This window comes from Photobacterium sanguinicancri (assembly GCF_002265265.1).
GTDB classification, from domain to species: domain Bacteria; phylum Pseudomonadota; class Gammaproteobacteria; order Enterobacterales; family Vibrionaceae; genus Photobacterium; species Photobacterium sanguinicancri.
Genome location: NZ_NOIF01000015.1, coordinates 24,139 through 48,124, shown reverse-complemented (window position 1 = coordinate 48,124; position 23,986 = coordinate 24,139). Strand labels below are relative to the sequence as shown.

Sequence of the window (23,986 nt, the reverse complement as noted above, 5' to 3'; positions counted from 1 at the left end):
CCATTAAGTAGCATTGAATATGAACTTTTAATGATTGAGATCAAATATAAAATCAGCCTAATTGCATGAATTAGAAAGGAATATCTAAAACCCCTAACACTAAAGTATCAGAGGTTATGTAAATACCCCTTTGGGGCTATAAGTAAGTATTTACTGGTGAACTCACACCGATGAAATCACATTGTTGATCCAAAGCAAAACGCCATTAACTTTTAATAACATCCTTACATTTTTTGTTATTATTCATATTGGAACTCCAACTTTATTTGCATATTAGCCGCATTCACAACGCTTGGCTTTTTTTACAATAAAATCTGGAGTAATAACCGTGAGTAAAAAATGGACGCTAAATAGTGCCGTTACGGCAATCATATTGTCAGCGTTTTGCTTTACAGGGAGTGCGCTGGCTTCCACTGAAACCGAACAAAAACAACAAATAGAACCACGAAATCACGTATTTGCAGAAGCTCATGCCGAACAGTATAAAAGCTGGGAAGCAACCAAAAACAGTGAAGATATCACTGATGCCCTACAAGAAGACCCTAAAATGGTCATTCTTTGGGCGGGTTATGGCTTTGCAAAAGACTATAACAAAGCACGTGGCCACTATTATGCTGTAACTGATGTTCGTGAAACCCTACGTACAGGCGGACCAAAAGACGAAAATTCTGGCCCAATGCCGATGGCATGTTGGAGCTGTAAAAGCCCTGACGTTGCTCGTGTGATCGATGATCGTGGTGAAGACGGCTACTTTGCGGGTAAATGGGCTCGCTTAGGCAGTGAAATCAACAACTCAATCGGTTGTTCTGATTGTCACGACACCAGTAGTGAAGATTTCGCACAAGGCAAACCTGCTCTTAAACTTTCTCGCCCTTATGCTGAACGCGCTATGGAAACCATCGGCATGAAGTTTGAGGATCAATCACGTTTTGATCAGCAAGCTCAAACCTGTGGTCAGTGTCATGTGGAGTACTACTTCACAGGGCCAAACAAAAGTGTGAAATTCCCATGGGATAAAGGCACTACAGTTGATGAAATGGAAGTGTACTACGACGAAATCGACTTTAAAGATTGGACCCATGCCGTTTCTAAAGCTCCGATGCTAAAAGCACAGCACCCAGGCTATGAAACATGGCGTGAAGGCATTCACGGCAAAAACAACGTTGCATGTGTAGATTGCCATATGCCAAAAGTACAAAACGAAGACGGTAAAGTGTATACCGACCATAAAATTGGTAATCCATTTGATCGCTTTGAAGACACTTGTGCACAATGTCATACCCAGACCAAAGAAAAACTGCAAGGCATTGTTTCTACGCGTAAAGCTAGTGTAGTTGAGCTTAAGCTAACGGCTGAAAAACAAATAGTAGCAGCACACTTTGAAGCGAAAGCGGCGTGGGATGCTGGTGCAACAGAGCAAGAAATGGCCCCTATCCTACGTGATATTCGCCACGCTCAATGGCGCTGGGATTACGCAATCGCATCTCACGGGGTACACATGCACGCACCAGAAGTCGCGTTACGTATCTTAGGTACTGCGATTGACCGTGCAACTGATGCCCGTACCAAGGTTGTTCGTTTACTTGCGACCAAAGGTATTACGGCAGAAATCCAGATCCCTGACATCTCGACTAAAGAGAAGGCACAACAAGTGCTAGGTATGGATATGGATGGTATGAATGCAGAGAAAGAAGCGTTCTTAAAAACCGTTGCTCCAGAGTGGGACAAACAAGCAGAAGCACGTGAAGCTAACTACTAGTTTGTGCAGCTAACGAATCCACCAAGCAGTAACCATTAAAAATCGGCACTCTAACGTGCCGATTTTTTTCCATGACTTATCAATAATGGCATTAACTTGCACTTTCTCCTCCCCTATACAACAATTAACTCAATTGCATAACAACTATTAGATGTTCACTTAGTTGCTATCTTGTTTCAGGGAGAGAACATTATGGTGCGATCCACACTATTACGTATAACCGTGACTTTCTTACTCGCTCTTTTCTCGATTACTAGTCAGGCGAATTTAATCACCAACGGTAGTTTTGAAGACATAGATGTACCTAATAATAGCTGGCGTTTTTATTCGCAAGGTACACCAAACCTTGCGTGGCAAGGGTCTAATGTCGAAATATGGGACTCATTATTTGGTTTCGAAGCGTCTGAAGGCGAACAATACGCAGAGCTGAATGCTCACCCGAATCAAGGCATATTTTCAATCAATCAAACCTTCAATACCATCACCGGTGGGATCTACAACTTATCGTTTGATTACTCTGCACGTCGCAACAATCGTAATGAACAATTTGAAGTTAGCGCTGGGGATTTTACTCAGATTTTGTCTAGCAACGTTCGCTTTAATTGGAATGATTTTGCCACTGAGTTTACAGCATTAAACAACTCAACGACCCTTACGTTTACCTCTTTGAACAGAGGCACATTGGGGAATTTATTGGATAATGTCGTGGTAACGACTTCTCGATTACCCATTCCAGAACCCGATTTAATCTTTCCGCTGATTTTACTTATTGCCTTTGCCCTATTTCGTTATCAATACCATAGAGCGCGTAAATCACACCGTTTCAACCGTTGATATAAATCATCATTACCCAATCGAAAAAAACGCCTGTCGTAGACACAGGCGATTTTTATAATCAAAATTAGAACAAACACATAAAAATAGACGCTTGATGCCGACTTCTCGTGAGCCTCTAGCATGCCTTTAGATAAGAGAGAAACTACATCATTTTCTTAGCGCGATTAATGGCAGTAATTAAAGCCACGCGATCGGCATCTGGATGCTCACTATCAAGAATTTGTACCCAAGTATCTATCGCTTTTTGGTAACGCGCGGACATAAAATATTCAGAACCCAGTAAAGTTAATGCTGGAAAATTATTAGTATCTAATACTAATGCACGATCTAATAGCTGTTGAATATCTGCCGTAATTCGCTGGCCATTTTTGTAATACAAGGCTGTCGCCAATGCTGAATAGATATTGGCTTGAGGATCAATACTCAAACGTCTGGCATAATCAAATGAAATGACCGCTTCATCAAAAGCATTGGTATACATATACGCATTGCCTAATGCATACCATAGTTCGCCGTCTTGTTTATCTTCAATGATTTTTGCTTGAATCGCTTTAATTCGCTGTTGATTCACTTCGTCAGCCGACAACCCCGAAAACTCATCAATTGGGTGGACTAAGGTGTTGGCTTTATAAGTAAAGTTAGGAGTCCCCAAAAAGGCATAGCCAACCATAGATACAGTGGCGAGACACAAACAGATGAGTATTGGCACTTTTCGCGATTTTGATAAGTGATTACGCACATGCCACCCGATTATAATAGCGGCAATAACTATCACGACAGTAATGATAATGGCCCATATTTCCAATCCAATACTACTTCCTTGTTCCAACATCTCGCACCTATTTTTAAAACTGTAAGTAAGGTATACCACAGGCATCATTTTACGGTGCTAATGTGGATCAACTCATAAAAATAAAGGCAGCACTGAAGGCTACCTTTGTGATGTTGATCAGATGCCTACCTGCGGCGCTCTAGTTAAACACGCAACTCGCCAAACAACCGATAATCCCAGACTTCGACTTCGCCAGTCACTAGACGTTTTTCGGCAGTATCACGCCATTTCTGAGTCAGTTTGTCACTCGCTACAATTTTGGCTAAACCATCTGCATTCAAGGGATCATTGAAAAAATAATCAGCAACTTGCTTTACGGTTAACGCCGATTCATCACGTGATAGCAAAACCAGATCGTCAGCATGGCTAACATAGCCCGTTTGAATAACACGGTATAACCAACCACAGTAACTCAGCTGCTGCATTTGCTCTGACATACCTTCCGCATTCCAGCGAATGTTCAATTTATAACATGGCGAACGCGGTTGGCTAACTTCAATAATCGCTTCGCCCCACTGATAACGGTCACCAATATGGACTGTATGCTCAGTCATTCCCACGGTGCTAATATTCTCGCCCATACCTGGCGCTTGCCAGCCACGATCTGGATATTGCGTTTGCCAGTATACATAGTGCTCCGCAGGGTATTGGTGAAGCGCTCGCTCTACGCCACCATGGTGTTTAGGATCACCACATTCGTCACCCTGTAAGCCAGTTTCAGACAGAAAAAGACGTTCGACAGCTTGGTGTTTATCTAGCGCAGATTCAAAACCATAGGTTGCATTTATTTTTCCTACAGACACCTGCTGTACTTTTATCGGCTGACCCTGAGTGTTAACTGTCATGTATTTTCCTTTGTCTTCTTATCAATGTACTTTTATACCAATACAAAAAAGGCTCCTTACGGAGCCTTATTGATTAAGCCTTATAGCTCAAAGTCACTCATGTCGGCATCTGCCGCATCATCTTGGCGCGCCAAGAAAGCAACAAGGTCATCGTGACCACCGATGTATTTACCATCAAGGATAATTTGCGGCACTGTACGTACTGTTGTATTCGCAGCTTTTTCAATGAACTCAATCATTTCTGGCTTCTCAAGATCCGTACCTAGTACTAATGTTTTGTACTCTGTACCACGATCATCAAGAAGGTCTTTCGCTTTTACACAAAATGGGCAACGTGGCTGAGTAATTACAAGGTTATTAAAACCTGACAGTTGTTCGATAGTCATTGATGGTGTTGATTCTGACATAGTATTTAGCTCTGCTGTGGTAACAGTCTTCTGTTGAGGCTGACTTACATATTGATAAGCTACGTAAGATAAAGCAAAGCACAAGATGAGTAAAACATTACGCACTGAAAATAAGCGCGACGCGGCGGCTGACATATATATCTCCGATAGGATCAGTATTATCCGCCAATTCTAATCGGTATTCTCTGACGACCAAAGCACTTTTTGCTTGACGTAAAACGTCCATCAATTTCACCACCGCAATATAAACACTTTCCGTCTGCTGAAAGCTGATAGTCACCTAACTGATACCAATCTCTTTCAATCACCCGCTGGTGACAATGAGGGCAATAAGTGCTGGCACCTTCTACATCGTGTACATTACCGACATAGACATAGTTCAACCCCTGTTTAACGGCTATCTCTCTGGCTCTTAACAAGGTTGCAGGTGGTGTGCGAGGTTTGTCAGTCATTTTAAAGTCAGGATGAAAAGCACTAAAGTGCAAAGGCGTATTAGCTCCAATATTATCGAAAACCCATCGAGACATCGCTTCAATTTCCGCTATGCTGTCATTTTCATCGGGTATCAACAGGGTGGTAATTTCAAACCAAACCTTCGTCTCTTTTTTAAGGTATAACAGCGTATCAAGTACAGGCGCTAATTGCCCTAAACATACTTTGCGATAGAAACGTTCGGTGAATGCTTTCAAATCAATATTAGCGGCATCCATGTATTCAAAAAACGCATGCCGCGGCAATGGGTTCACATAGCCAGCACTCACTGCCACACTATTGATCCCCAACTCGCGACAAGCAATAGCGGTATCACGGGCATACTCAAGGAAAATTACGGGATCATTATAAGTAAAGGCAATGCTCTCACAATTATGTTGTTCTGCTGCCAGCGCAATCTGTTCTGGCATCGCTTGCGATCCCAATGTATCAATCTGGCGCGATTTACTGATGCTCCAATTCTGGCAAAATTTACATCCTAAGTTGCAACCTGCTGTACCAAAAGAGAGTACAGAACTCCCCGGGTAGAAATGATTAAGAGGTTTCTTTTCAATAGGATCAATACAAAAACCACTCGATCGTCCGTAGCTTGTTAAGATGATCTCACCTTGATGAGCAGCACGAACAAAACATGCACCTCGCTTTCCTTCTCGTAACTTGCAAAATCGAGGGCACAAGTCGCACTGAATACGGCCATCATCCAATCGGTGCCAATACTGGGTACGTACAAATTGAGGCGGTAACGTTGAAGTAGTATTACTCATCACAATAAACACATCTTGTTGGCTTATAAGAAGTTTTTATACCTATAATTAATATAGCTCTTTGAAGGAAACATGCTTATGAATATTCGCCACCCCGCTGTTGCAGGGCGGTTTTATGATGGTTCACCAACCCAGTTGAAAGAACAACTGGATGATTGGTTATTACCGCCATTAAATGCTGAAAATAAGCACATCGCAGACGTTGCTCAAACGGAGTTACGCGCGCTTATTGTTCCTCATGCTGGGTATCTATTTTCAGGACAAGTTGCGGCTGCAGCCTACCAACACCTTCGTGAATATGCAGATACCATCAAGCACGTTATTCTCATCGGGCCAAGTCATCGGTATTTTTTTCAAGGTTGTGCTTTACCTACAGCATCAAAATTTTCAACGCCACTTGGTAATGTCACATTAAATACACAAACTATTGCTACCCTGAGTGAGATAGAAGATTTTGAACTCTCAGAGCAAACCCATGCGTTAGAGCACAGCCTAGAAGTACAACTACCCTTTCTTCAAACAGTACTGCGTAATTTCAGTCTATTACCCATATTAACGAGCAATGTATCACCCGCTAAATTAGCCAAATTAATTGACCCTTTGTGGCGTTCTAATGACACTTTATTAGTTGTTAGCAGTGATTTAAGTCACTTCCACCCATACCACAAAGCGCAGCAAATAGATCGTAACACTTGCGACCTTATTGAGCACTTTGAGCCGACGTTAACACCCGAACAGGCTTGCGGATCAACGGGAATCAACATGTTGTTATTATTGGCGAAACAGCGAGGATATAAGCTTACAAGATTAGCACTAAACAACTCTGGCGACACCGCTGGAAATAAGGAGAAAGTCGTTGGATATGTCAGCTACCTCATATCAAACACTGAATAAAGGGGAACTAACCCAACTGTTAGACATTGCTCGCGAAGCGATTCGTGGTCACTTTTCTTCAGGGTTACCAAAATCACCTGAATACAGTTTATACGGACGTAAATTACTGGCTCCTGCTGCGTGTTTTGTCACGCTTGAGGTAAGTGGTCAATTACAAGGCTGCTTAGGCTCAACTGCTGCACATTCACCTTTGGTACTTGAAGTACATAATAAAGCGCGTGCTAGCGCGTACCAAGATCGCCGCTTCATGCCATTAACAGAAGAGCAACTCAGCCAATTAACCATTGAAATATCAGTCCTTACCACGCCTAAAGTGCAAGAAATCGATTCAGAACAAGCGCTCATTGATTTCTTATCAGTGAACAAAGTGGGCGTGATTTTAACCGATAACCACCAGCAAGCTCTGTTCCTACCACAAGTATGGAAAAAGCTAAAATCACCAACAAATTTTATTAAGCAATTAAAAGTAAAAGCTGGCTGGAATGCAAATTACTGGTCTAGCAACATCAAAGTAAAAACCTTTGATGTCACTAGTATTAAAGGGAAGTTTTACTGATTTGATGATTTTACATTTTTAATATTAGAAAAGGAGCGCTGTTATAGCGCTCCTTTTTAGTACAACCCAATTCTCGTAAAAGTAGAAAGTCAGTTCAAATTACCCTTAGCTACCAACCCATAAGGCACAGAGCTAAATATCTTAGGTTGATTATTAACCGTTGGTGCAACATGGGGCTGCTGCCAGTCCAGTAACATAATGGCTAATACATTGCGGTGTTCGCCGTGAACTAATCCAAAGTCACCATCAACCGATGGCACCATTCCTTTTTCTTTATTAATAGAAGATTGAATCGCTTTACGCATTGCAAGCACCACAGGATCATCGTCTTGGCCTGCCAATAAGAAGTTAATGCCGACTTCGGCTAATACATCTTCTTTAGATCGCTTTAAAATAGTATCGACATTTTTACGGTAATAATCGTAGATCCACTGGAAATCACTTTCTTTTATAGGATGCTGATAATATTCACTGGCGGCAAAAATAATATGTGTCATGCCGTAGATCTTATTCATGTACTGCTGATCGGTCAGTGTGCTGTCTAAGCTATCTGGGTAGGCCTGTTTAAACGCAACAATAAAATCATCAACCACATCCTGTTCACCTAATTGACGTAACCAATATACTTGGTTGGCAAGCTGAGCCGCCCACGCATGGATCATCTCGGTATCTGTCGCGTATTTTTTGAAATCGTATCGACGAATGATTTCTCGTAGTTTGAGGTCTTCTTTATGCTGTAAGCCATATTCATTAGCACGCGCCATTGACCCTAATAAGCCAACACCAAGATAAATATATTCGGGCATCTTCTTGGTAGCAGCATAACGGCGCTGACTTCGCTCATCTTTATCGCCGACATATTCATCAAGACGTTTTTGCGAATAAGTTGCGATTTGCTCTGGCGTGTTCATTTCATAAGCCACGGTATTCAACTTACTTGCCACTCTCGCCATATCTGCCCATATCGCTGATTGATATTTTGGGTCGAGCGTTTGGCGATACATACGCAAACCATAATGCCCCATTTTGAAGGCTGGCAGAGTGTAAAGTTGTGGCTCGTAAGTGTCTCGAATCAACTGAGCGTCTTGCTTAAAGCTAACTACTTGGCTAGCGATAACTTGCGATGGCGTTTCTAGCTTTGTGGGCGCCAGTTCAGCATGAGCGGCATAGGCAAATAAACTGCCACTAATCGCAATAACTGATGCTATGTATTTCAAACCGAATTTCATGTATATCCCTCACCTTGATAGCGATTTTATGCTCAAGCTATCAGCAAGATTATTGGTTTACGTCACTGTAGTGTCAATTTTCACCTTATAGGCGAATATCAATCCACACTAACCGATGATCTGAGCCAGCTTGCGGTCGCTCTCTTCCTTTATCATCAACCACTAATGAGCGCATAGGATCTTTTCGATCTGGCCAAAATACCCCACTGTTCGTCACAGACAAATCAGCAGAGGGTAAGACATAATCCAACCTTAATCCTGATAAATGCGTCCATTCTGAAGCTCGCCCAATACGTGTCTGCCAAAGGCGTACAAACCGACTTCCGACACTTTTAGGCGTTTTCTTGCCACTACTGACCGTATGATTGATACGAGGATGATGAAGCAACTGTTTAATCGCGCTTTTACTGCCATCACCGTCGATAGAGTCAGCATTTAAATCACCCATCACAATAAACGACTCGGTTGACGCTAACCCCGCTTGAACACCTTTATCGTCATAGAGATAATCGGCATTATCGATAATATCAACAAGCAAGCGAAGCTCGTCATGATTACGGCGTAAGTTACGCTTTTCTTCACCATCAAAAACAGGCGGAGTGGGATGGCAGCACAGCAAGTGAATAGTACGGTCTTCGACTATGATTGGCAGGGCGATATGATTTTTAGAGGATAAACGAAATACATCTTTCGCCTCAGCGCTGTAATAAGCACTTGGCATTTGGTTGCCAGGCATATCTCGCCATAAGAAGTGCTGCCAACTACGCATCTGGCTCTCATCGAGGGGATAGCGTGACAAAATAACAAAACCATAATGACCATGGTGTTCACCAAAACCATAACCGTCTTCTGGCAAGGTGCACTTTCCATCACGGTTAAAATCAACATCACTCAGCAAACCCGTATTTGTCGGGGGTAAATAACGATAGGGATAGGCAATGGGCGTTGTTGTACTGCCTGACTCTACTGGCTGTGCAACACCAAGATAATGGCAACAAAAGTTATCTAATGCTCCATCATCCCCCCCCTGTCCTGGGTGATCAAATTCACACAACAACAGAACATCTGGCCGAACATGTTGAATAATGGCTGCAATTTTTTTAAATCGTTCAGTATCAGAGCTAGCCGTCTGCGCTAAAATTTGCCCAGCAGTGGCTTGAGACATAGCAACATTAAATAAAGCAACACGCAAAGAAGACAATGGGAATATTCCAGCAATAAAGATGAACGCATTATAGCGCCCATCCCTCTGATTTTTATACTTCTATTGCAAATACTAGTCGCGAGTATTGTGCTGATAACTAAAAAGCTAATCAACCAACTGCGAAATAGCTAGACGGATTTGATGGGCATCATCCATGGCTCTGTGCTTGGTTGGCCCTTGTGCTTCAAGTGCCAATTGAAAACTTGATCGCGCGATGCCATTTTCTTGCATTAACCAGTGCCCTACCTCTGTCAGCATAAAAGACGGACGCATATGAGCCGCATGATATAAACGGCCTAGCCAGAATAAATCCCATTGGCTATCACAAAATACAAACTCAAATTTCCCTAAAACCTTGTTAAGGTGCTGGCACACCTCAACGACTTGCTCACCTTTACGTTCAATGTCGCGACGAGAAAGGTGATGGATATGATTTTCTGCATAATCATCCCAATACTGCCACGCATCACTTGATGATAATGGGTTGATCAACAAGCTTTCTCCTGTGCCATCTGGCAGAGAATAACCCACTTCAATTGGATAGGATTGATCAGACAAGCCCGAGGCTTCAAAATCTAATGTGGCCCACATTGCACACTCCCTGTTATATGAGAAGGTTTTACTGCCGTACTCGAAACATCCGTTATCTCGGCGTACCACAACATTTGGTTAAATAGGGTATCTGGTATTACACCTTTTCACCTTGCTAACCAGCAGCCATTCGACGTGCTATTCAACAAGAGAATCCGTGTTATCTATAATTCTAAATGTAGACTTTATCTTAGTTGCTAGGGCAATTTATTCAGCAAAACTCGATCTTAAGACAAAAACTGTATCGGGTCATAGAAATGGGGGCTTAGGCTAGATTACACTCAGACTGTTTTTAGATAACTGAATAATTTGCGATGACTCCGACACTTGGTTTTGCGGGCTATAGCGGCTCTGGTAAAACAACATTATTAGAAAAGCTGATCCCTCTATTACGCGCTCACAATATCCGCATTGGTTTGCTCAAGCACAGCCATCACGACATTGAACCCGATAAGCCCGGCAAAGACAGTTACCGACTACGCCACGCTGGCTGCCAGCAAACCTTGTTGGCCACAAAAAAACGCCACATGCTGTATTTCGAATACCCAGAAGAAGATCGTGGTGAACCCGAGTTAGCCGCTTGCTTAGCACAGCTTGATCATTCCAAGCTGGACATTGTGCTTGTTGAGGGGTTTCGTGATCAGTCGATTCCGAAAATTGAAATTCATCGCCCAAGCTATGGCAAACCTTTTTTACATTCGAACGACCCACACATTATTGCGATAGCAACCGATGCTGAAATCACCCCATCGCGCGCCTCTCTCCCTCTGCTCGATCTCAATAATACCGAGCAAATCGCACGTTTTATCATGCAGTGGATAAAACAAATAACCGATTAAGTCGCGAAAACATAACAGTGGCATACACAGATTGCGTGCTAAAGGGCATAAATACGCACGCTTCTGTTATTTTCCTGCTCCCCCCTATTCCCCCCTAACCTACGGCTGAAAATGTAGACACAAATCACGCTATTGTGTAATCTTCGCGCTTATTTTTCGCTTCTCATCACTATTATGAGACGAGTTTTGTGAGCTACGCCCTTTAGCTCATCCCAAAATTATTTTTCTCAGGCTGATGGATTTTCCACCAAGTCATCGCAGAATAGCAACATAACAACAAATAACCGACAAGTAAGAAGAGAGTACGAACCATGACTATTTTCACTCAATTCCATGATGCTATTGAAAGCAATGCTTTTAATGATTCTACGGATCATGTCTCTGATGCAGAAATTGCCCGACAAGCGCTAGTAAAAAAACTGCAGTTAGCAGGTGGCATCACATTGATTGAAGACTAATCTAGCAATCACTGAATATCATTAGGCGCTTTACCTTTTTATAACAAAGCGCCGTTCTACACCGACTCAATATAGCCGATTCAAACACACCGTCCTTGGTAAATTTCTATTAAACTCTGTTTTCCATCTAACACACTCAACTCAATCAAGGATTTACATCAAACCAAACAAGGTTTAAACAACCTTTCGCAAAGCAAATATCCGCCATTACACCACCAAGCCTCATCCTTACGGACCAATCTCCCCTACGTAAAAGCACACCCGTGGTATTACCCTCACAAAACTCGCTTTTACACACTGTTTTTAATAAAATGGTTTAATATAGACCGTAGATAGATTGTGATAGAAAACACTCCAACAAAGCTGTTGATTTAACAACAGCAAACAAAATTATCACTTCTTATTAAACAACAAACAAAGCACTAAACCACTACTAATAACATAGTGCTTCGACAGTAGATTGAATTATGTTTAACTTTGCTTGCTTCAAAAAGAACGATGAAACTGATACACAGCTTGTTACGCTTGAATCTAAACTCGCAGAACAACAGAATGCTAATTCTGAGTTAGAAAAAGAACTTATAAACCAGCAAAATACATTAAGTACTCAGCAGCAATCAAACGCGATGCAACGAGACTTCACAAATCAGCTGTTACATTCAGTCTCACCGTTGGAACATATCCGCGGCAACATCGCCAGTGCTGCTGAAAACCTTAAGCTTTACTTAGAACAACATGTCACAGAAAACCGAGACGGTATTGCTATCCTCAATGTGTTTCGCGAAACCTTAAATCAGCTCATTACACAAATAAATATGAGTGGTAATTCACTTGAAGCCTTAAAGAATAACTCTGAGGACATCGGTAAGTTTATCGTTACCATTAACAATGTATCTGAGCAAACCAATCTCTTGGCACTCAATGCCGCCATCGAAGCAGCACGAGCTGGCGAACATGGTCGTGGCTTTGCCGTGGTGGCTGATGAGGTCCGAAAATTAGCGCAAAACGCGAGTGAAGCCGCGAGTCAAATTCAAAACGTCGTCGGTGAGATAAGCAATAACACTCAATCTTGTAGCCAAAGCGCAGAGTTCATCGAAACGCAGTGCTCTCAGCTCCATAATGAAATTGAGGAGCTGGTCAACATTGTGACTTTACTGATTGAAAAATCCGACGAGCTTCATCAGCTAGTTGATGAAAGTTACTCATCGATTTTTCTACGCCTAGTACAAATTGATCATGTCGTTTGGAAAATTAATATTTACCAACGCATTCATAACCGTGATTTCGCTAACACTGATGTTGTCGATCATCATCAATGCCGCTTAGGGAATTGGTACTATCAAGGAAGTGGCAAGCAGCTATTTACAAGTTGCCGCTCATACCAATTATTAGAAAAGCCCCATGCTGATGTACATACTTACGGCAGAAAAGCACTAAAAGCATTTGCAGAAGGGAACGACAGTGAAGGCATGGCGTTTATGGCGAGCATGGAAACGGCAGCAGATACTGTGATTGCTTTGCTCAACGATTTAGAAGGCGAAATGGCTAAAGTGAAACAGCAATAGTCACGCTATTTCAGCACACAATAATAAGAGCCTGTATCTACAGGTTCTTCTTGGCAAGTAGTAGCGAATAGCGACTTTCATCGTAATGTCATAAATCAGTAAATTATTTGACATGAAATCAGTGTCAAATGTGCGACATAACAATACGCATATGACACTGGAGAAAGTCAATGACAACCCGAATGAGCCCTTTTGAACGCCGCGAAGACGATATTGACCCACGTAGCGAAACATCTCAGCTAACAAAAATGATCGATGCAAGCCTATCTCGACGTAAATTTCTCGGGGCTGCTTCAGTGATGACCGCTGGTGCATTCATGGCTGGTATGCCAGTTTCTGCTTTAGCGAGTGCAACAAAAGCGAATAGCAAGCTAATGGGCTTCTCTGCTGTACCTGTCAGTACCGATGACTCCATAGTGGTTCCAGAAGGCTACAATGCACAAGTGCTGATCCGCTGGGGTGACGGCCTTTTCCCGACTTCACCTAAGTTTGACCCAACGGGCAATGCACCCTCGTCACACCAAGAAGTGCAATTTGGTGATAACAACGATGGTATGACTTTTTTCCCACTGTCTAATGATCGCGGTGTACTTGCGGTTAATAATGAATACTGTAATAACGAGTACCTGTTTTCACATCAAGGCAAAAGCATGACCGCTGATGATGTGAAAAAATCCCAAGCAGCGCACGGTATTTCAATTTTTGAAGTCAAGCGAACAACAAACAATAACTGGCAGCTAGTTGTTGATTCAAAATACAATCGTCGTATTACAGCCAATACCGAAATGACCATTACAGGCCCTGCTGCAGGCCAACCAGATATGCGAACATCTGCAGATAAAAACGGTAAAAAAGCGTTGGGCACATTTGGTAACTGTGCAAATGGCTTTACCCCTTGGGGCACTTACTTAACCTGTGAAGAAAACTTCAATGGTTACTTTGGTACTAAGAGCGATATCAAGATTACCAAAGAACAAAAGCGTTACGGCTTAGGTAAAGAAGATTCAGGTTACGGCTGGTCACTGCACGATGAGCGCTTTGATGTGGCTAAAAACCCTAACGAAGCAAACCGCCACGGTTGGATTGTTGAAATCGACCCAATGGACCCAACGTCAACGCCAATGAAACGTACTGCGATGGGACGCTTCAAGCACGAGAATGTCGCAGTTGTTATTAACAAAGACGGTCACATTGTTGCCTACATGGGTGATGATGAGCGTGGCGAGCACCTTTATCGCTTTGTCTCTAAAAACAAATACGTAAAAGGAAACGATGCCGCGAACCGTCAACTTCTTGAAGAAGGCACAGTTTTCGTTGCTAAATTTAGTGCAGACGACGGGAAAATTGGCGGTACAGGCCAATGGATGGAATTAACCCATGGTAAGAATGGCCTAACAAAAGAAAATGGCTTCCCGAACCAAGAATACATCCACATGTACACGCGCCTAGCGGCTACTCAAGTTGGTGCAACCACAATGGATCGCCCTGAGTGGATTGCGGTACACCCAAATCAAGACTACGTATTCTGTACACTAACCAACAACAAAAACCGAGGCGTAAAAGAAGGTCAACCTGTTGGTGGCCCTAACCCACGCGAAGCGAACAATTACGGTCAGATCCTACGCTGGCGTCAAGTGAATGATGACCATGCTCACCCAACGTTTGCCTGGGATCTGTATGTTATGGCGGGTAACCCTGAAGTACACAAAGGCACTTTGTACGCAGGCAGTGATAACATCAACAATGACAATATGTTTAACAGCCCTGATGGTTTAGGTTTCGATGCCGATGGCCGTATGTGGATTCAAACTGACGGCAAATATTCAAATAAAGGCGACTATGCAGGCATGGGTAACAACTCCATGCTATGTGGTGACCCTAAAACAGGTGAAATTCGCCGTTTCTTAACGGGTCCAATCGCTTGTGAAATTACGGGCTTAACCTTCAGCCCAGACTACAAGACCATGTTTATTGGTGTGCAACACCCAGGTGAAGAACGAGAGCCATCACACTGGCCTGATGGTGGTAACAGCACGCCGCGCTCTTCACTGGTGATGATCACGAAAACAGATGGCGGTGTAATTGGTAGCTAATCGTAAAACCTGAATAAGTAGAAGCTGATGTGGTTTTAGGTCTGACTCTCACAGCTTAATCTAAAAAAGCCCCACTCTCGTAGACATGAGGATGGGGCTTTTCTGACCGTGAGAGCTTGCCGTAAACAGCAACACTGCTAACGTGAATACAACTAGCGTCAATCAATGCATGACAGCATTACTTTTGAGTCGCAACTTTCACTTCAGGTTGCCATACACGGTAAGACACATCTAAGTTTTCAGGCGCATATACCACAACAGGTAATTTGCTGTTGTAGCGGTATAGTTCGCTACGTGGTGCTCGAACGGTTTTCTCAACATTAGCCTTACCTTTCGGACACGCCATTAATGTGCCAACCATATTTTCAATATTGGCATCATAACGGTAATAAGGGTAACCCCAACCTTGAGCAACTTTACGCTCTAAAGCGCTTGGTAGCATGTAGTTGTTACAGTCAAGTTTTAACGTTTTGCTGATCACGATTTCAACTAAACGCTCTTCTTCGTTCGCTAATGGTTCCAGAATAAACACATGGCGGGTCATGCCTGCGCTAGCTTTCGGATAAGCCTTCATTTCTGATTGAACTTTAGCAATATGTGCCGTTTTCATATCATCACTATTATTCTGTGGAGCAGCACAGCCACTTAGTAATAATGCGGCTAATACCGCCGTTGTTAATGTGCGTTTCATTCGCTTTCTTCGTTGCCATTAATAATGGAAAATTTATGGCGGCAGACTACCATAAGACATTTTTTTGTCATACTAATACATCTATAACTTGCGGCTAACAATCAAGGTTAAGCAGACAAAAGCGCCGACTGCCGAAGTAATCATGCTGATTGGTAATTCTTGTGGCTGCAACAATGCTCTTGCACCTGCATCCGCCCATACAAGAAAAATAGCACCAAATAAAAAGCAAATTGGCAATTGATGTTGAATCCGATAAACCCCCAGCCTGTTCACAATATTAGGGATGATCAAGCCGACAAAACCAATCGTGCCCGTCCAAGCCACTAGGGTGGCAGTTAGCAACGCAACAATAGCAAATAAACCTTTACGGGTACGCTGAACGTTCACTCCCATTGAAGCAGCCAGTTCATCACCTGTCATCAACCGATCTATGCTTCTTTGCTGAGAATAAATCACCGCATAACAGCCCGCGACCACCAAGGCAATAATGGGCAAAATTGACCACTTAGCAAGGCCCAGTCCCCCCATTAACCAAAACAAGACGGATTGGGCGGTGCGTTGATCCCCAGAGAAAATCAAAAAGCCCGTTATAGCGGAAAACAAGCTATTTACGATTAAACCCGCTAATACCACCCGCTCGGGGTGCCATTGGTTTTGGCTTGTTAAAGTATGAAGCATTAACTGCGCAAGCATCGCACCACAAAAGGCAAAAACCGGTAAACTGAACATACCCATCACAGTAATATTGAGCACAATACACGCCACCGCCCCGCTTGATGCCCCTGCAGATAAACCAAACAGGAATGGGTCTGCCAGTGGATTGCGCGTTAACTTTTGCAGCACTAAGCCACATATAGCTAAACCGCCCCCCGTTAATATCGCCAATATAAGCCGAGGAAAACGCAACTCTGCGACAATCAACTCGATCCCATTTAACGACTCTCGATCTATCAAACCAACAAAAGCTGACAGAACATCATTAGCGGTTGTGGGTACAGCGCCAAGTAACGCACAGAGAAAAACAGAGACCGCTAAGCCAATAACAAGAAAGCAATATTGGAAAGTCATACTTAATGCGATTGTTTTTGCTGGTGCATTGCATTTATCTGAGCTGAAATTATCTCAACCGCATGAATATTAGCAGGGCCAGGCGTTAACGCTTCATAGCCTAATGTAATGATCTGATTATTTATCACCGCTGCTGTGTTTGCTACCGCGGGTATCGCTCTTAACTTCGCCATCACGTCTTGCGATGTCTGCTGATTATAATCAACCATAATGATTAAATCAGGGTTACGGGCAGCAACGATTTCCCACGGAATTGTTCCCCAGCTGGCTTCAATATCATCCGCAATGTTTTTACCACCTGCCGCTGATATTAACGCGGTTGGCATACCAAATTTCCCCGCAGTAAAGGGTTTATCATCACCAGAGTCATATACAAACACCTTCAAGGGCTTCACTTGCTTAGCCTTCTGCTCTATTTGAATTCGCTCTAATGTTTTTTTCCAATCTGCAATCACTTGATGTGCTTTATCTTCCACCTGAAAAATTTTGCCTAAGTTTGAAATATCGTTATAAAGCAGCGCAATATTGGCCGCTTGATTTTCCGCTGCCGCCCCTACATTTTTAGCTTTGTTTTGATGGATACAGGATTCACTCAAAATATACGTGGGAATATTAAAACGTGCTAATGATTGAGGTGTTACTTCTCCCCCCATGCGCATACCGTAATTCCAACCAGCAAAAAACATATCAGGGCTTTGTACTAAGATATTTTCTAATGTTGGACTTTTTGGGGAAATTTCATGGTAACGCTTTAGCAGCACTTGCGATCGTTCTGACGTTTTATACCAGCCACTAATACCGCTGATTGCTTTGATACGATCATCTAGCCCCAGCGTCAGCATCATCTCTGTCATATTAATATCGTGCACGATCACCTGTTTAGGGTTAGTGGGAAACGTAACGGGCTGTCCACAAACATCGACGGTTATACCTTGTGTATCCTTAGCAAAGGCAGAAGTCATCGTTAGGCACACTATTGCCAATAATAGTAAAACGCTTTTTTTCATTATTAACTCAAAATTGATAAGTAAATCGGGGGCAATCAGCCTTCGGATGACGGTCGGTTATCATGGTTAATCCAAAGACTGCCTGAATATTTTCGCTGGTCATAATGGCATTTGGCTTACCATGGCACACCAACTCCCCCTGCTTCATCATGTAAACGTAATCGCAGTAACGTGCGGCCAAATTAATGTCGTGTAAAACCAAAATACAGGTCTGGGGAAGTGTTTCGATGGTATCGAGCATGCAGAGTTGATTCGCCACATCCAAATGATTTGTTGGCTCATCAAGTAATAATATTTGCGGTTGCTGGGCCAGAGCTCGTGCTAGGTATATTTGTTGCCGCTCACCACCTGATAGCTGATCTAATTGGCTATCAGCCAAATGAAGCAGACCGAGTTGAGACAGTATATCGTCAACAGCTTTACGGGTAGGATTAGGACAAGCTAACTCAATAAAATAACGCGCAGAAAAGGCGAGTTCAGGGATATGTTGCGGCACTAACGCGAGATACTCTGCTAATTCTCGCCGTGACATCTGGTGAGCATCTTTTCCGTCAATAAAGTAACTGTGGCTCTTGGCTGGAATAAACTGCAACATGGCTTTGATGAAGCTTGATTTACCACAGCCGTTCGGGCCGAGTATTCCCACCTTCTGACCCTTATGCGCCATAAAGTGGGCAATATCCACCGACATCCTGGGTGATATGTCGGCGTGAAGTTGAACAATATCAAGCATGCAATTCCATTTAGCCAAGTAATTGATTCAACGTATTATAAATCATTCTTTCGCTTGCATAAATAACCTTATTATTTATACGTCATTTCACCATCGAGCCAGAAGTTATATTAGCCTAAGGCATATAGCGATTATATTCTCGCTCTAGTAAGATCAAAAAAGGCTCCTAAATACGTTAGGAGCCTATTGTAAGCTCAATCAAAAATGCATTACGCCGTAAATTACAAGCTCATGATCTTTTTGAACTCTTCATCTGTGTATTTTTTCTCGGTGCTTTTAGTCAGATCAGTCATCATTTTGTAGCGGATATCTGTTGCCATCGACAGCGTACGCTGCAACTGACCGTACGAGTAATCAGATGCCATATTTAACGCGGCTTGCTTATCTGATTTGTAGAGCGATTTTAGCGTCATATCCAAGCTGCTAACTTGCTTGTATAGCTTGGTTTCTTCTTTATCCCAGGTTGCTTTCAGCATCGGCAAGTATTTCTCTTGGTTGGCTGTTGCCAGTGCCGTTAAGCTGCGGAATTGCCAGTATGCCGATTGATCAGAATAAGTGTCTGTCCCTGTATGATACGCGACTGGGTACTCTTCTAGGCTGGTGTATAGCGGCACTAATACAGACTCAGACAGCACCCCAAAGCTCTGCCAGATCAAGCCTTGCAGTTCTGATGGCATATTCGGGCGCAATTGGATGATATGCGATTCAAGCTGGCGTTCAACCCGCATTGGACGTTCGCCCTTCTCTTCCAATTGCGTGCCTTCGTACGTTGCGCCTAAGACATTTGCTACATCAGCAACCGAGATTTTTTGATCTGGTTTCAAGAACAGCGGGTACTGTGCTTGGCGAGTTGCTTGTTGTTTAGAGGCAGACAGCATTTCTTGCCCTAGCCACTCACGGTCAATATTGTAAACATCACCAATTACACCAAATGCCTTAGCAAAGTTAAATGACTTCGCGTTCGGTTTTTCGAGTAATTTATGTTGTTTAACAAATTTCATTAGGTCTTGAGAATGCAGTACATTTTTGCTGTTTAGATCAACACCATGAACACGTAAGCCATTTGCTATCATCGCATAGCTGTCATCAGGCACTTTTACCGCAATCCAGTGGTGACCAGAACCAATCTCTACGAGCCATGCTTCATTAACATCCGCAATATATAGGCTGTTACCTTCACCAGCACCATATTGCTCAATGTATTTACCCAGTAGCTCAACCCCTTCTTTTGCTGTTTTCACTTGAGGCAAAATCAGTGTTGGGATCACAGCTTCAATAATGCCATTCTCAACTAACGGATCCGCTTTTTTCGCATTGTCATTCACTTCAGCACTGGTTGTTGCTGATACAGCCACGTTATATTCGTTAATACCACGCTCTTCGTAATACTTACCTTGGCTATCAACCGTATGTGCATCCCAATCAGGAATGGCAGAATATGCATAAAATTGCTTTGGCATAGGGACAACTAGGCCATTGCCTAATTTCCACTCTCCAGCTTCATTTTTCTGTGCTGAACGGTGCGTTAAATGCTTGTTCCAGTTATTAATACCAAAATCTTCATTACGCGCAATCATAATGCTGCCATCAACTGACGCGCCTTTACCGACAATAAGCCCAGTACAGGCATTCGCGCTCAGACTAACCGCAGATAGAATTGCCGCCGACAGCAAGGTTACAGACATCTTTTTCATCGTATCTCTCCATGATGGATAATTTGTTTGAATTTTTATTCAACCTACATGAAATAAATGCTTATTTATAGTGATTATGTGGTTATTTATTTCAAAAGCAGTGTATCCACCTATTAGAGTGATTTTTGTTCAACAGATCACGCCATTAATAATTCCATCAACAGAATAATAAAAATAAGGGCTGGATCGCGTTATACGATCCAGCCCTTATTTGCCTGCTAAATATTCGCCACAGAGCTAATACTCAGCCATGATAACGCAGGTAAGTATGTTCTTGTTTACTCGTCTGGTGCGAATACCGCTTTCAGCTCAGTGATCGACCCTGCGAATGTATCGGCTAACTCATCTAATGAAAGCAGTGTAAGCGAGCCTGATTTACCTACTTTTTCAAAATATAGGCAGTGCTTATATAGCCGCATTAACCCCATAGTGCCTGCTGCACCTTTTAAGTTATGCGCAAGGCTTGTGACCAGTGCAGCGTCATTTGCTTTAAACGCATCTTCCAATTTACTGTGTGTTTCACTCGATGAATCAGTAAAGAGATGAATAAGGCGCTTCACTTGCACTTCACCCAATACTTTCAAATCACTTCCGAGTACTTTGCTATCTAACCATTGAGCATCCGCAATGGCGGCGTAATCATCTGCAATATCATTCGCGTCAGGCATATTTATCTCTTGGTTTAAAATTACATGATTAGGCACAGCTGCCGTCATCGCTTCACTATGAACGGCATCGTTCAGTGCATGACGATGCTGGTTACAGCCATGCTCTTTAATATTTAGAGCTGGATTCACCCGCGTAGATCCAGGCAAGACTTGATGTAGTATCTCTCGTAGTTCTTTCTCGACGATTGGTTTTGGCAAGAAGCCAGCAAAACCCGCGGCTAAATACCCTTCAACCTCTTCACGAAAAACATGCGCAGAGAAAGCGACCATAGGTGTTACTTTCGATGTAATCCCCGTCACTAACGTATCGCTACCATGCTGTGCTTCTTTATTGCTAGCTTCAATATGACGCATTCGCGCCAGTAAGGTAACGCCATCGGTATCAGGTAGATTAATATCTAAAAAGACCAAATCGAACTGTTGCTGATGATAAATAGTTTCCGCCTGTTTACCATCCATCGCGGTCACAACACTGTGCCCAAGCCGTGTTAAGAAGCCTTCAGCAACCATGCTGTTTACCGGGTTATCTTCAACCAATAACACATGTGCTGGCTGTACATTTTGCTGCTGGTATAACTCGCAATCACTTTCTTCTCCCTCTTCTAGTGGGATCGAAAACCAAAAACAGCTACCAACCGATACCGTAGAATCGGCGCCAATTTCACCGTCCATCGCTTCAACAATACGTTTACTGATGGCTAAGCCAAGCCCTGTTCCACCTACCGTTTTTCGTCCATCTTCTGCTTGGTGAAATGCGGTAAATAAACCGTCTTGCTCTTGCTCTGCAATACCGACACCAGAGTCTTGTACTTGAAACATCACTTCATCAGGCATGTCAGGGTGCATGCCCACATTAACGCTCACTTGACCTTGGTGGGTAAACTTAATCGCATTACCAACCAAATTAACAAGCACTTGGCGAATGCGAGTGACATCCCCCACCCAATGATCATTCATGTAGTTATCAACATGCGTCACTAAACGGATTTTTTTTGTACGAGCACGGTGTTCTAGCAGGTTATTAACATCTGACAACAGCTCACACAACGAGAAATCACTCAGACGAATGTCCAAATGACCCGCTTCAATTTTAGAGTAATCCAGCACGTCATTAAGAATATCCAACAAGTTTTCACCGCTGCGGTTAATCACGGCAAGGTACTTAGACTGTTTATCATCAAGGCCAGTATCGGCTAGTAATGACGCCGTACCTAAGACACCATTCATGGGGGTGCGGATCTCATGGCTCATGGTGGCAAGAAAAGCTGATTTTGCACGGTTGGCTTTTTCGGCTTCTATCCGCGCTTTAGCATGGTTGTCTACTTCTTGATTCAGCTTCGCATTTGTTTTCTCTAGCTCACCGGTCCGTTTTGCAACCAAACGCTCAAGGCTCGTTTTATGTTGTTGCAATTCAAAACGAATCTTTGATTCCACTTGAGCAAGGCGATGACGCTCGTAAGCGGTGTCACGCGCAACCATAATCGCCCGTCCCATTTCAGCTAGCTCATCATCGCCTGTTACCCTTAGCTTGATATCTAAGTCACCACGCGCTAGCGACAATAGTGCTTGGTTATATTCATTCATACGGCGAATCACTTTGGCATACACAAAGCGCCACATGATCAATACGAGAGCCAACATACCAATAGCTGAAATACCGATTAAGCTATTGCGGGCGGCGGTTAACGTCTTATCAACTGTGGTTACGGCTTGTACCGTATTATGATTTGCCGTTGTAATAATATCGTCAACGGTACTGTTCACTTGTTGAAATAAAGCCAAGTTCTGCTGAGCCATTCGCTCTACATCTTGCTTAGCTTTCAGTAACAGATGTAAATTTTCAAATAACAACTCACCTTCATCTAAGGTCGCTGCGAGTTTGGTCAATTGCACTGAGCGGCTTGGATCTTCTACGGATTTAACGCGATTCTGAATAACCTTCGCTGCATGACTAAAGCGTTTTTGTTGAACATTTAGCCCTGCAGGATCATCTAATCGCATCGAATCATCAAGCATATTAATCACTTGCAAAGATAAAAATCGCAACTCAAAAAGGCGCTCAGTTAAATCCATGTCGACTTCAACTAAACTATCAAGCGCTTTGTAAACATCATTCGTCTTTTCTTTCGCAATCAAATCGTAAATACGGGATACATTAGCGACTGCAATGGTGTTGGCATTTGACACTTGTGATTGTGACAATGCATCAATTTGTGAGGTCGCCGAACTCATTTTATTATTTAATTGATCAACCAGTTCTTGGAGCTCTATTTGACGACCGACCAACAAGCCCAGCATCGCAAGATTTTCGACAATTTTTTTAATATTGTCATCCAAGCGAGTCATCAATTCTGGCTCAAAAGAAAAACGTTCTAGCGCACTGAGGCTTCGTTTTAATGATTCCATGTGAATGGTTAACGCGCGACCTTGCCTAATACGATCTTGCTCATCTTTCGCTTGGGCTAAAACTTGAGCTGAGAAAATGATGCGGGTACTGAGATCAGAAAGCTGACGTGCTTCCACCAGCGCAGGAACAGCAGAATTAATTACTGTTCGCTCTGTTTTGGCTACAAACGAAAAACCAGCCACACCAATTAATACAGCAATAATCATCAACCCCGCCATTGCAGAGAAGGCCCAGAGGAGTTTTTGACCAATACCGTTTCGAGTGAACGCCATATGACTAACCACTTATCTTTCAATGTGCAATTATGGCGCTGACGCCATAGAATAGAGATATACTATTTTGCCAGTGATTTA

General features: G+C 42.9%; 21 protein-coding genes. 8 read left to right on the top strand and 13 right to left on the bottom strand.

Annotation, left to right across the window (positions count from 1 at the left end; genetic code table 11):
* The first annotated feature begins 328 nt into the window (after nt 1-328).
* Together nrfA and ASV53_RS04435 are read left to right on the top strand one after the other, a co-directional pair.
* Complete coding sequence (gene nrfA / locus ASV53_RS04440; RefSeq protein ID WP_189337822.1) at nt 329-1,759, top strand: ammonia-forming nitrite reductase cytochrome c552 subunit; 1,431 nt, start codon at nt 329-331, stop codon at nt 1,757-1,759.
* Nucleotides 1,760-1,951: 192 nt separating this feature from the next.
* The gene (locus tag ASV53_RS04435) at nt 1,952-2,593 is read left to right on the top strand and encodes a DUF642 domain-containing protein (RefSeq protein ID WP_094956248.1); all 642 of its coding nucleotides are present in this window, start codon (nt 1,952-1,954) and stop codon (nt 2,591-2,593) included.
* A 145-nt stretch (nt 2,594-2,738) separates the two neighbouring features.
* Here the strand turns inward: ASV53_RS04435 and ASV53_RS04430 are convergent, their stop codons facing one another.
* The 4 genes from ASV53_RS04430 to amrS all read right to left on the bottom strand — a co-directional run bounded on the left by ASV53_RS04430 (nt 2,739) and on the right by amrS (nt 5,936).
* Nucleotides 2,739-3,428, bottom strand: coding sequence for a TPR domain-containing protein (locus tag ASV53_RS04430; RefSeq protein ID WP_094956247.1), 690 nt, complete (start codon nt 3,426-3,428; stop codon nt 2,739-2,741).
* 143 nt (nt 3,429-3,571) lie between these two features.
* Nucleotides 3,572-4,273, bottom strand: coding sequence for an MOSC domain-containing protein (locus ASV53_RS04425; protein ID WP_094956246.1), 702 nt, complete (start codon nt 4,271-4,273; stop codon nt 3,572-3,574).
* An 80-nt stretch (nt 4,274-4,353) separates the two neighbouring features.
* Nucleotides 4,354-4,680: a glutaredoxin domain-containing protein gene (locus ASV53_RS04420; protein WP_062690849.1), complete on the bottom strand. Its 327-nt coding sequence runs from the start codon at nt 4,678-4,680 to the stop codon at nt 4,354-4,356.
* A 158-nt stretch (nt 4,681-4,838) separates the two neighbouring features.
* A complete protein-coding gene (amrS, locus tag ASV53_RS04415) occupies nt 4,839-5,936 on the bottom strand; it encodes an AmmeMemoRadiSam system radical SAM enzyme (RefSeq protein ID WP_094956251.1) in 1,098 nt (365 codons plus the stop codon).
* A gap of 78 nt (nt 5,937-6,014) precedes the next feature.
* Here amrS and amrB point away from each other — a divergent pair, with 78 nt between their 5' ends.
* Nucleotides 6,015-6,830: an AmmeMemoRadiSam system protein B gene (gene amrB / locus ASV53_RS04410; protein ID WP_094956245.1), complete on the top strand. Its 816-nt coding sequence runs from the start codon at nt 6,015-6,017 to the stop codon at nt 6,828-6,830.
* Nucleotides 6,799-7,386 (top strand): AmmeMemoRadiSam system protein A, encoded by a 588-nt coding sequence (gene amrA / locus ASV53_RS04405; RefSeq protein ID WP_062690800.1) that lies wholly within the window; start codon nt 6,799-6,801, stop codon nt 7,384-7,386. Before amrB ends, amrA begins: the two co-directional genes overlap by 32 nt.
* 89 nt (nt 7,387-7,475) lie before the next feature.
* Here amrA and ASV53_RS04400 read toward each other — a convergent pair whose 3' ends face one another.
* The 3 genes from ASV53_RS04400 to ASV53_RS04390 all read right to left on the bottom strand — a co-directional run bounded on the left by ASV53_RS04400 (nt 7,476) and on the right by ASV53_RS04390 (nt 10,410).
* Nucleotides 7,476-8,615, bottom strand: coding sequence for a DUF3541 domain-containing protein (locus ASV53_RS04400; protein WP_094956244.1), 1,140 nt, complete (start codon nt 8,613-8,615; stop codon nt 7,476-7,478).
* Between the two features lie 85 nt (nt 8,616-8,700).
* Complete coding sequence (locus ASV53_RS04395; RefSeq protein ID WP_094956250.1) at nt 8,701-9,780, bottom strand: endonuclease/exonuclease/phosphatase family protein; 1,080 nt, start codon at nt 9,778-9,780, stop codon at nt 8,701-8,703.
* 144 nt (nt 9,781-9,924) lie between these two features.
* Nucleotides 9,925-10,410, bottom strand: coding sequence for a hypothetical protein (locus ASV53_RS04390; RefSeq protein ID WP_062690799.1), 486 nt, complete (start codon nt 10,408-10,410; stop codon nt 9,925-9,927).
* A 314-nt stretch (nt 10,411-10,724) separates the two neighbouring features.
* On the opposite strand from ASV53_RS04390, the gene mobB reads away from it, so the two are divergent.
* From mobB to ASV53_RS04375, 4 genes are all read left to right on the top strand, one after another.
* Nucleotides 10,725-11,249: a molybdopterin-guanine dinucleotide biosynthesis protein B gene (gene mobB / locus ASV53_RS04385; protein ID WP_094956243.1), complete on the top strand. Its 525-nt coding sequence runs from the start codon at nt 10,725-10,727 to the stop codon at nt 11,247-11,249.
* 311 nt (nt 11,250-11,560) lie between these two features.
* Nucleotides 11,561-11,707, top strand: coding sequence for a hypothetical protein (locus tag ASV53_RS25385; RefSeq protein WP_189337821.1), 147 nt, complete (start codon nt 11,561-11,563; stop codon nt 11,705-11,707).
* A 467-nt stretch (nt 11,708-12,174) separates the two neighbouring features.
* Nucleotides 12,175-13,272 carry a methyl-accepting chemotaxis protein gene (locus ASV53_RS26100; RefSeq protein ID WP_094956242.1) on the top strand — a complete coding sequence of 366 codons (1,098 nt, stop codon included), beginning with the start codon at nt 12,175-12,177 and terminating at the stop codon, nt 13,270-13,272.
* Between the two features lie 170 nt (nt 13,273-13,442).
* A complete protein-coding gene (locus tag ASV53_RS04375; RefSeq protein WP_094956241.1) occupies nt 13,443-15,365 on the top strand; it encodes a PhoX family protein in 1,923 nt (640 codons plus the stop codon).
* 178 nt (nt 15,366-15,543) lie between these two features.
* On the opposite strand, the gene ASV53_RS04370 is transcribed toward ASV53_RS04375, so the two are convergent.
* The 6 genes from ASV53_RS04370 to torS all read right to left on the bottom strand — a co-directional run bounded on the left by ASV53_RS04370 (nt 15,544) and on the right by torS (nt 23,905).
* A complete protein-coding gene (locus ASV53_RS04370; protein WP_094956240.1) occupies nt 15,544-16,056 on the bottom strand; it encodes an ecotin family protein in 513 nt (170 codons plus the stop codon).
* An 81-nt stretch (nt 16,057-16,137) separates the two neighbouring features.
* Nucleotides 16,138-17,124: a FecCD family ABC transporter permease gene (locus tag ASV53_RS04365; RefSeq protein WP_094956239.1), complete on the bottom strand. Its 987-nt coding sequence runs from the start codon at nt 17,122-17,124 to the stop codon at nt 16,138-16,140.
* 2 nt (nt 17,125-17,126) lie between these two features.
* Complete coding sequence (locus ASV53_RS04360; protein WP_094956238.1) at nt 17,127-18,131, bottom strand: ABC transporter substrate-binding protein; 1,005 nt, start codon at nt 18,129-18,131, stop codon at nt 17,127-17,129.
* 7 nt (nt 18,132-18,138) lie between these two features.
* The gene (locus ASV53_RS04355) at nt 18,139-18,864 is read right to left on the bottom strand and encodes an ABC transporter ATP-binding protein (protein ID WP_094956237.1); all 726 of its coding nucleotides are present in this window, start codon (nt 18,862-18,864) and stop codon (nt 18,139-18,141) included.
* Between the two features lie 221 nt (nt 18,865-19,085).
* Nucleotides 19,086-20,558 (bottom strand): C69 family dipeptidase, encoded by a 1,473-nt coding sequence (locus ASV53_RS04350; protein WP_062690792.1) that lies wholly within the window; start codon nt 20,556-20,558, stop codon nt 19,086-19,088.
* 278 nt (nt 20,559-20,836) lie between these two features.
* Nucleotides 20,837-23,905, bottom strand: a complete 3,069-nt coding sequence (torS, locus tag ASV53_RS04345) for a TMAO reductase system sensor histidine kinase/response regulator TorS (protein WP_094956236.1) — start codon at nt 23,903-23,905, stop codon at nt 20,837-20,839.
* Between the last annotated feature and the right edge of the window lie 81 nt (nt 23,906-23,986).

Bases quoted from the DNA above. Each gene is read 5' to 3' on its own strand.
- ASV53_RS04435 (WP_094956248.1), top strand. From the start codon at position 1,952: ATGGTGCGATCCACACTATTACGTATAACCGTGACTTTCTTACTCGCT.
- ASV53_RS04430 (WP_094956247.1), bottom strand. From the start codon at position 3,428: ATGTTGGAACAAGGAAGTAGTATTGGATTGGAAATATGGGCCATTATC.
- ASV53_RS04425 (WP_094956246.1), bottom strand. From the start codon at position 4,273: ATGACAGTTAACACTCAGGGTCAGCCGATAAAAGTACAGCAGGTGTCT.
- ASV53_RS04420 (WP_062690849.1), bottom strand. From the start codon at position 4,680: ATGTCAGAATCAACACCATCAATGACTATCGAACAACTGTCAGGTTTT.
- amrS (WP_094956251.1), bottom strand. From the start codon at position 5,936: ATGAGTAATACTACTTCAACGTTACCGCCTCAATTTGTACGTACCCAG.
- amrB (WP_094956245.1), top strand. From the start codon at position 6,015: ATGAATATTCGCCACCCCGCTGTTGCAGGGCGGTTTTATGATGGTTCA.
- amrA (WP_062690800.1), top strand. From the start codon at position 6,799: ATGTCAGCTACCTCATATCAAACACTGAATAAAGGGGAACTAACCCAA.
- ASV53_RS04400 (WP_094956244.1), bottom strand. From the start codon at position 8,615: ATGAAATTCGGTTTGAAATACATAGCATCAGTTATTGCGATTAGTGGC.
- ASV53_RS04395 (WP_094956250.1), bottom strand. From the start codon at position 9,780: ATGTCTCAAGCCACTGCTGGGCAAATTTTAGCGCAGACGGCTAGCTCT.
- ASV53_RS04390 (WP_062690799.1), bottom strand. From the start codon at position 10,410: ATGTGGGCCACATTAGATTTTGAAGCCTCGGGCTTGTCTGATCAATCC.
- mobB (WP_094956243.1), top strand. From the start codon at position 10,725: ATGACTCCGACACTTGGTTTTGCGGGCTATAGCGGCTCTGGTAAAACA.
- ASV53_RS25385 (WP_189337821.1), top strand. From the start codon at position 11,561: ATGACTATTTTCACTCAATTCCATGATGCTATTGAAAGCAATGCTTTT.
- ASV53_RS26100 (WP_094956242.1), top strand. From the start codon at position 12,175: ATGTTTAACTTTGCTTGCTTCAAAAAGAACGATGAAACTGATACACAG.
- ASV53_RS04375 (WP_094956241.1), top strand. From the start codon at position 13,443: ATGACAACCCGAATGAGCCCTTTTGAACGCCGCGAAGACGATATTGAC.
- ASV53_RS04370 (WP_094956240.1), bottom strand. From the start codon at position 16,056: ATGAAACGCACATTAACAACGGCGGTATTAGCCGCATTATTACTAAGT.
- ASV53_RS04365 (WP_094956239.1), bottom strand. From the start codon at position 17,124: ATGACTTTCCAATATTGCTTTCTTGTTATTGGCTTAGCGGTCTCTGTT.
- ASV53_RS04360 (WP_094956238.1), bottom strand. From the start codon at position 18,131: ATGAAAAAAAGCGTTTTACTATTATTGGCAATAGTGTGCCTAACGATG.
- ASV53_RS04355 (WP_094956237.1), bottom strand. From the start codon at position 18,864: ATGCTTGATATTGTTCAACTTCACGCCGACATATCACCCAGGATGTCG.
- ASV53_RS04350 (WP_062690792.1), bottom strand. From the start codon at position 20,558: ATGAAAAAGATGTCTGTAACCTTGCTGTCGGCGGCAATTCTATCTGCG.
- torS (WP_094956236.1), bottom strand. From the start codon at position 23,905: ATGGCGTTCACTCGAAACGGTATTGGTCAAAAACTCCTCTGGGCCTTC.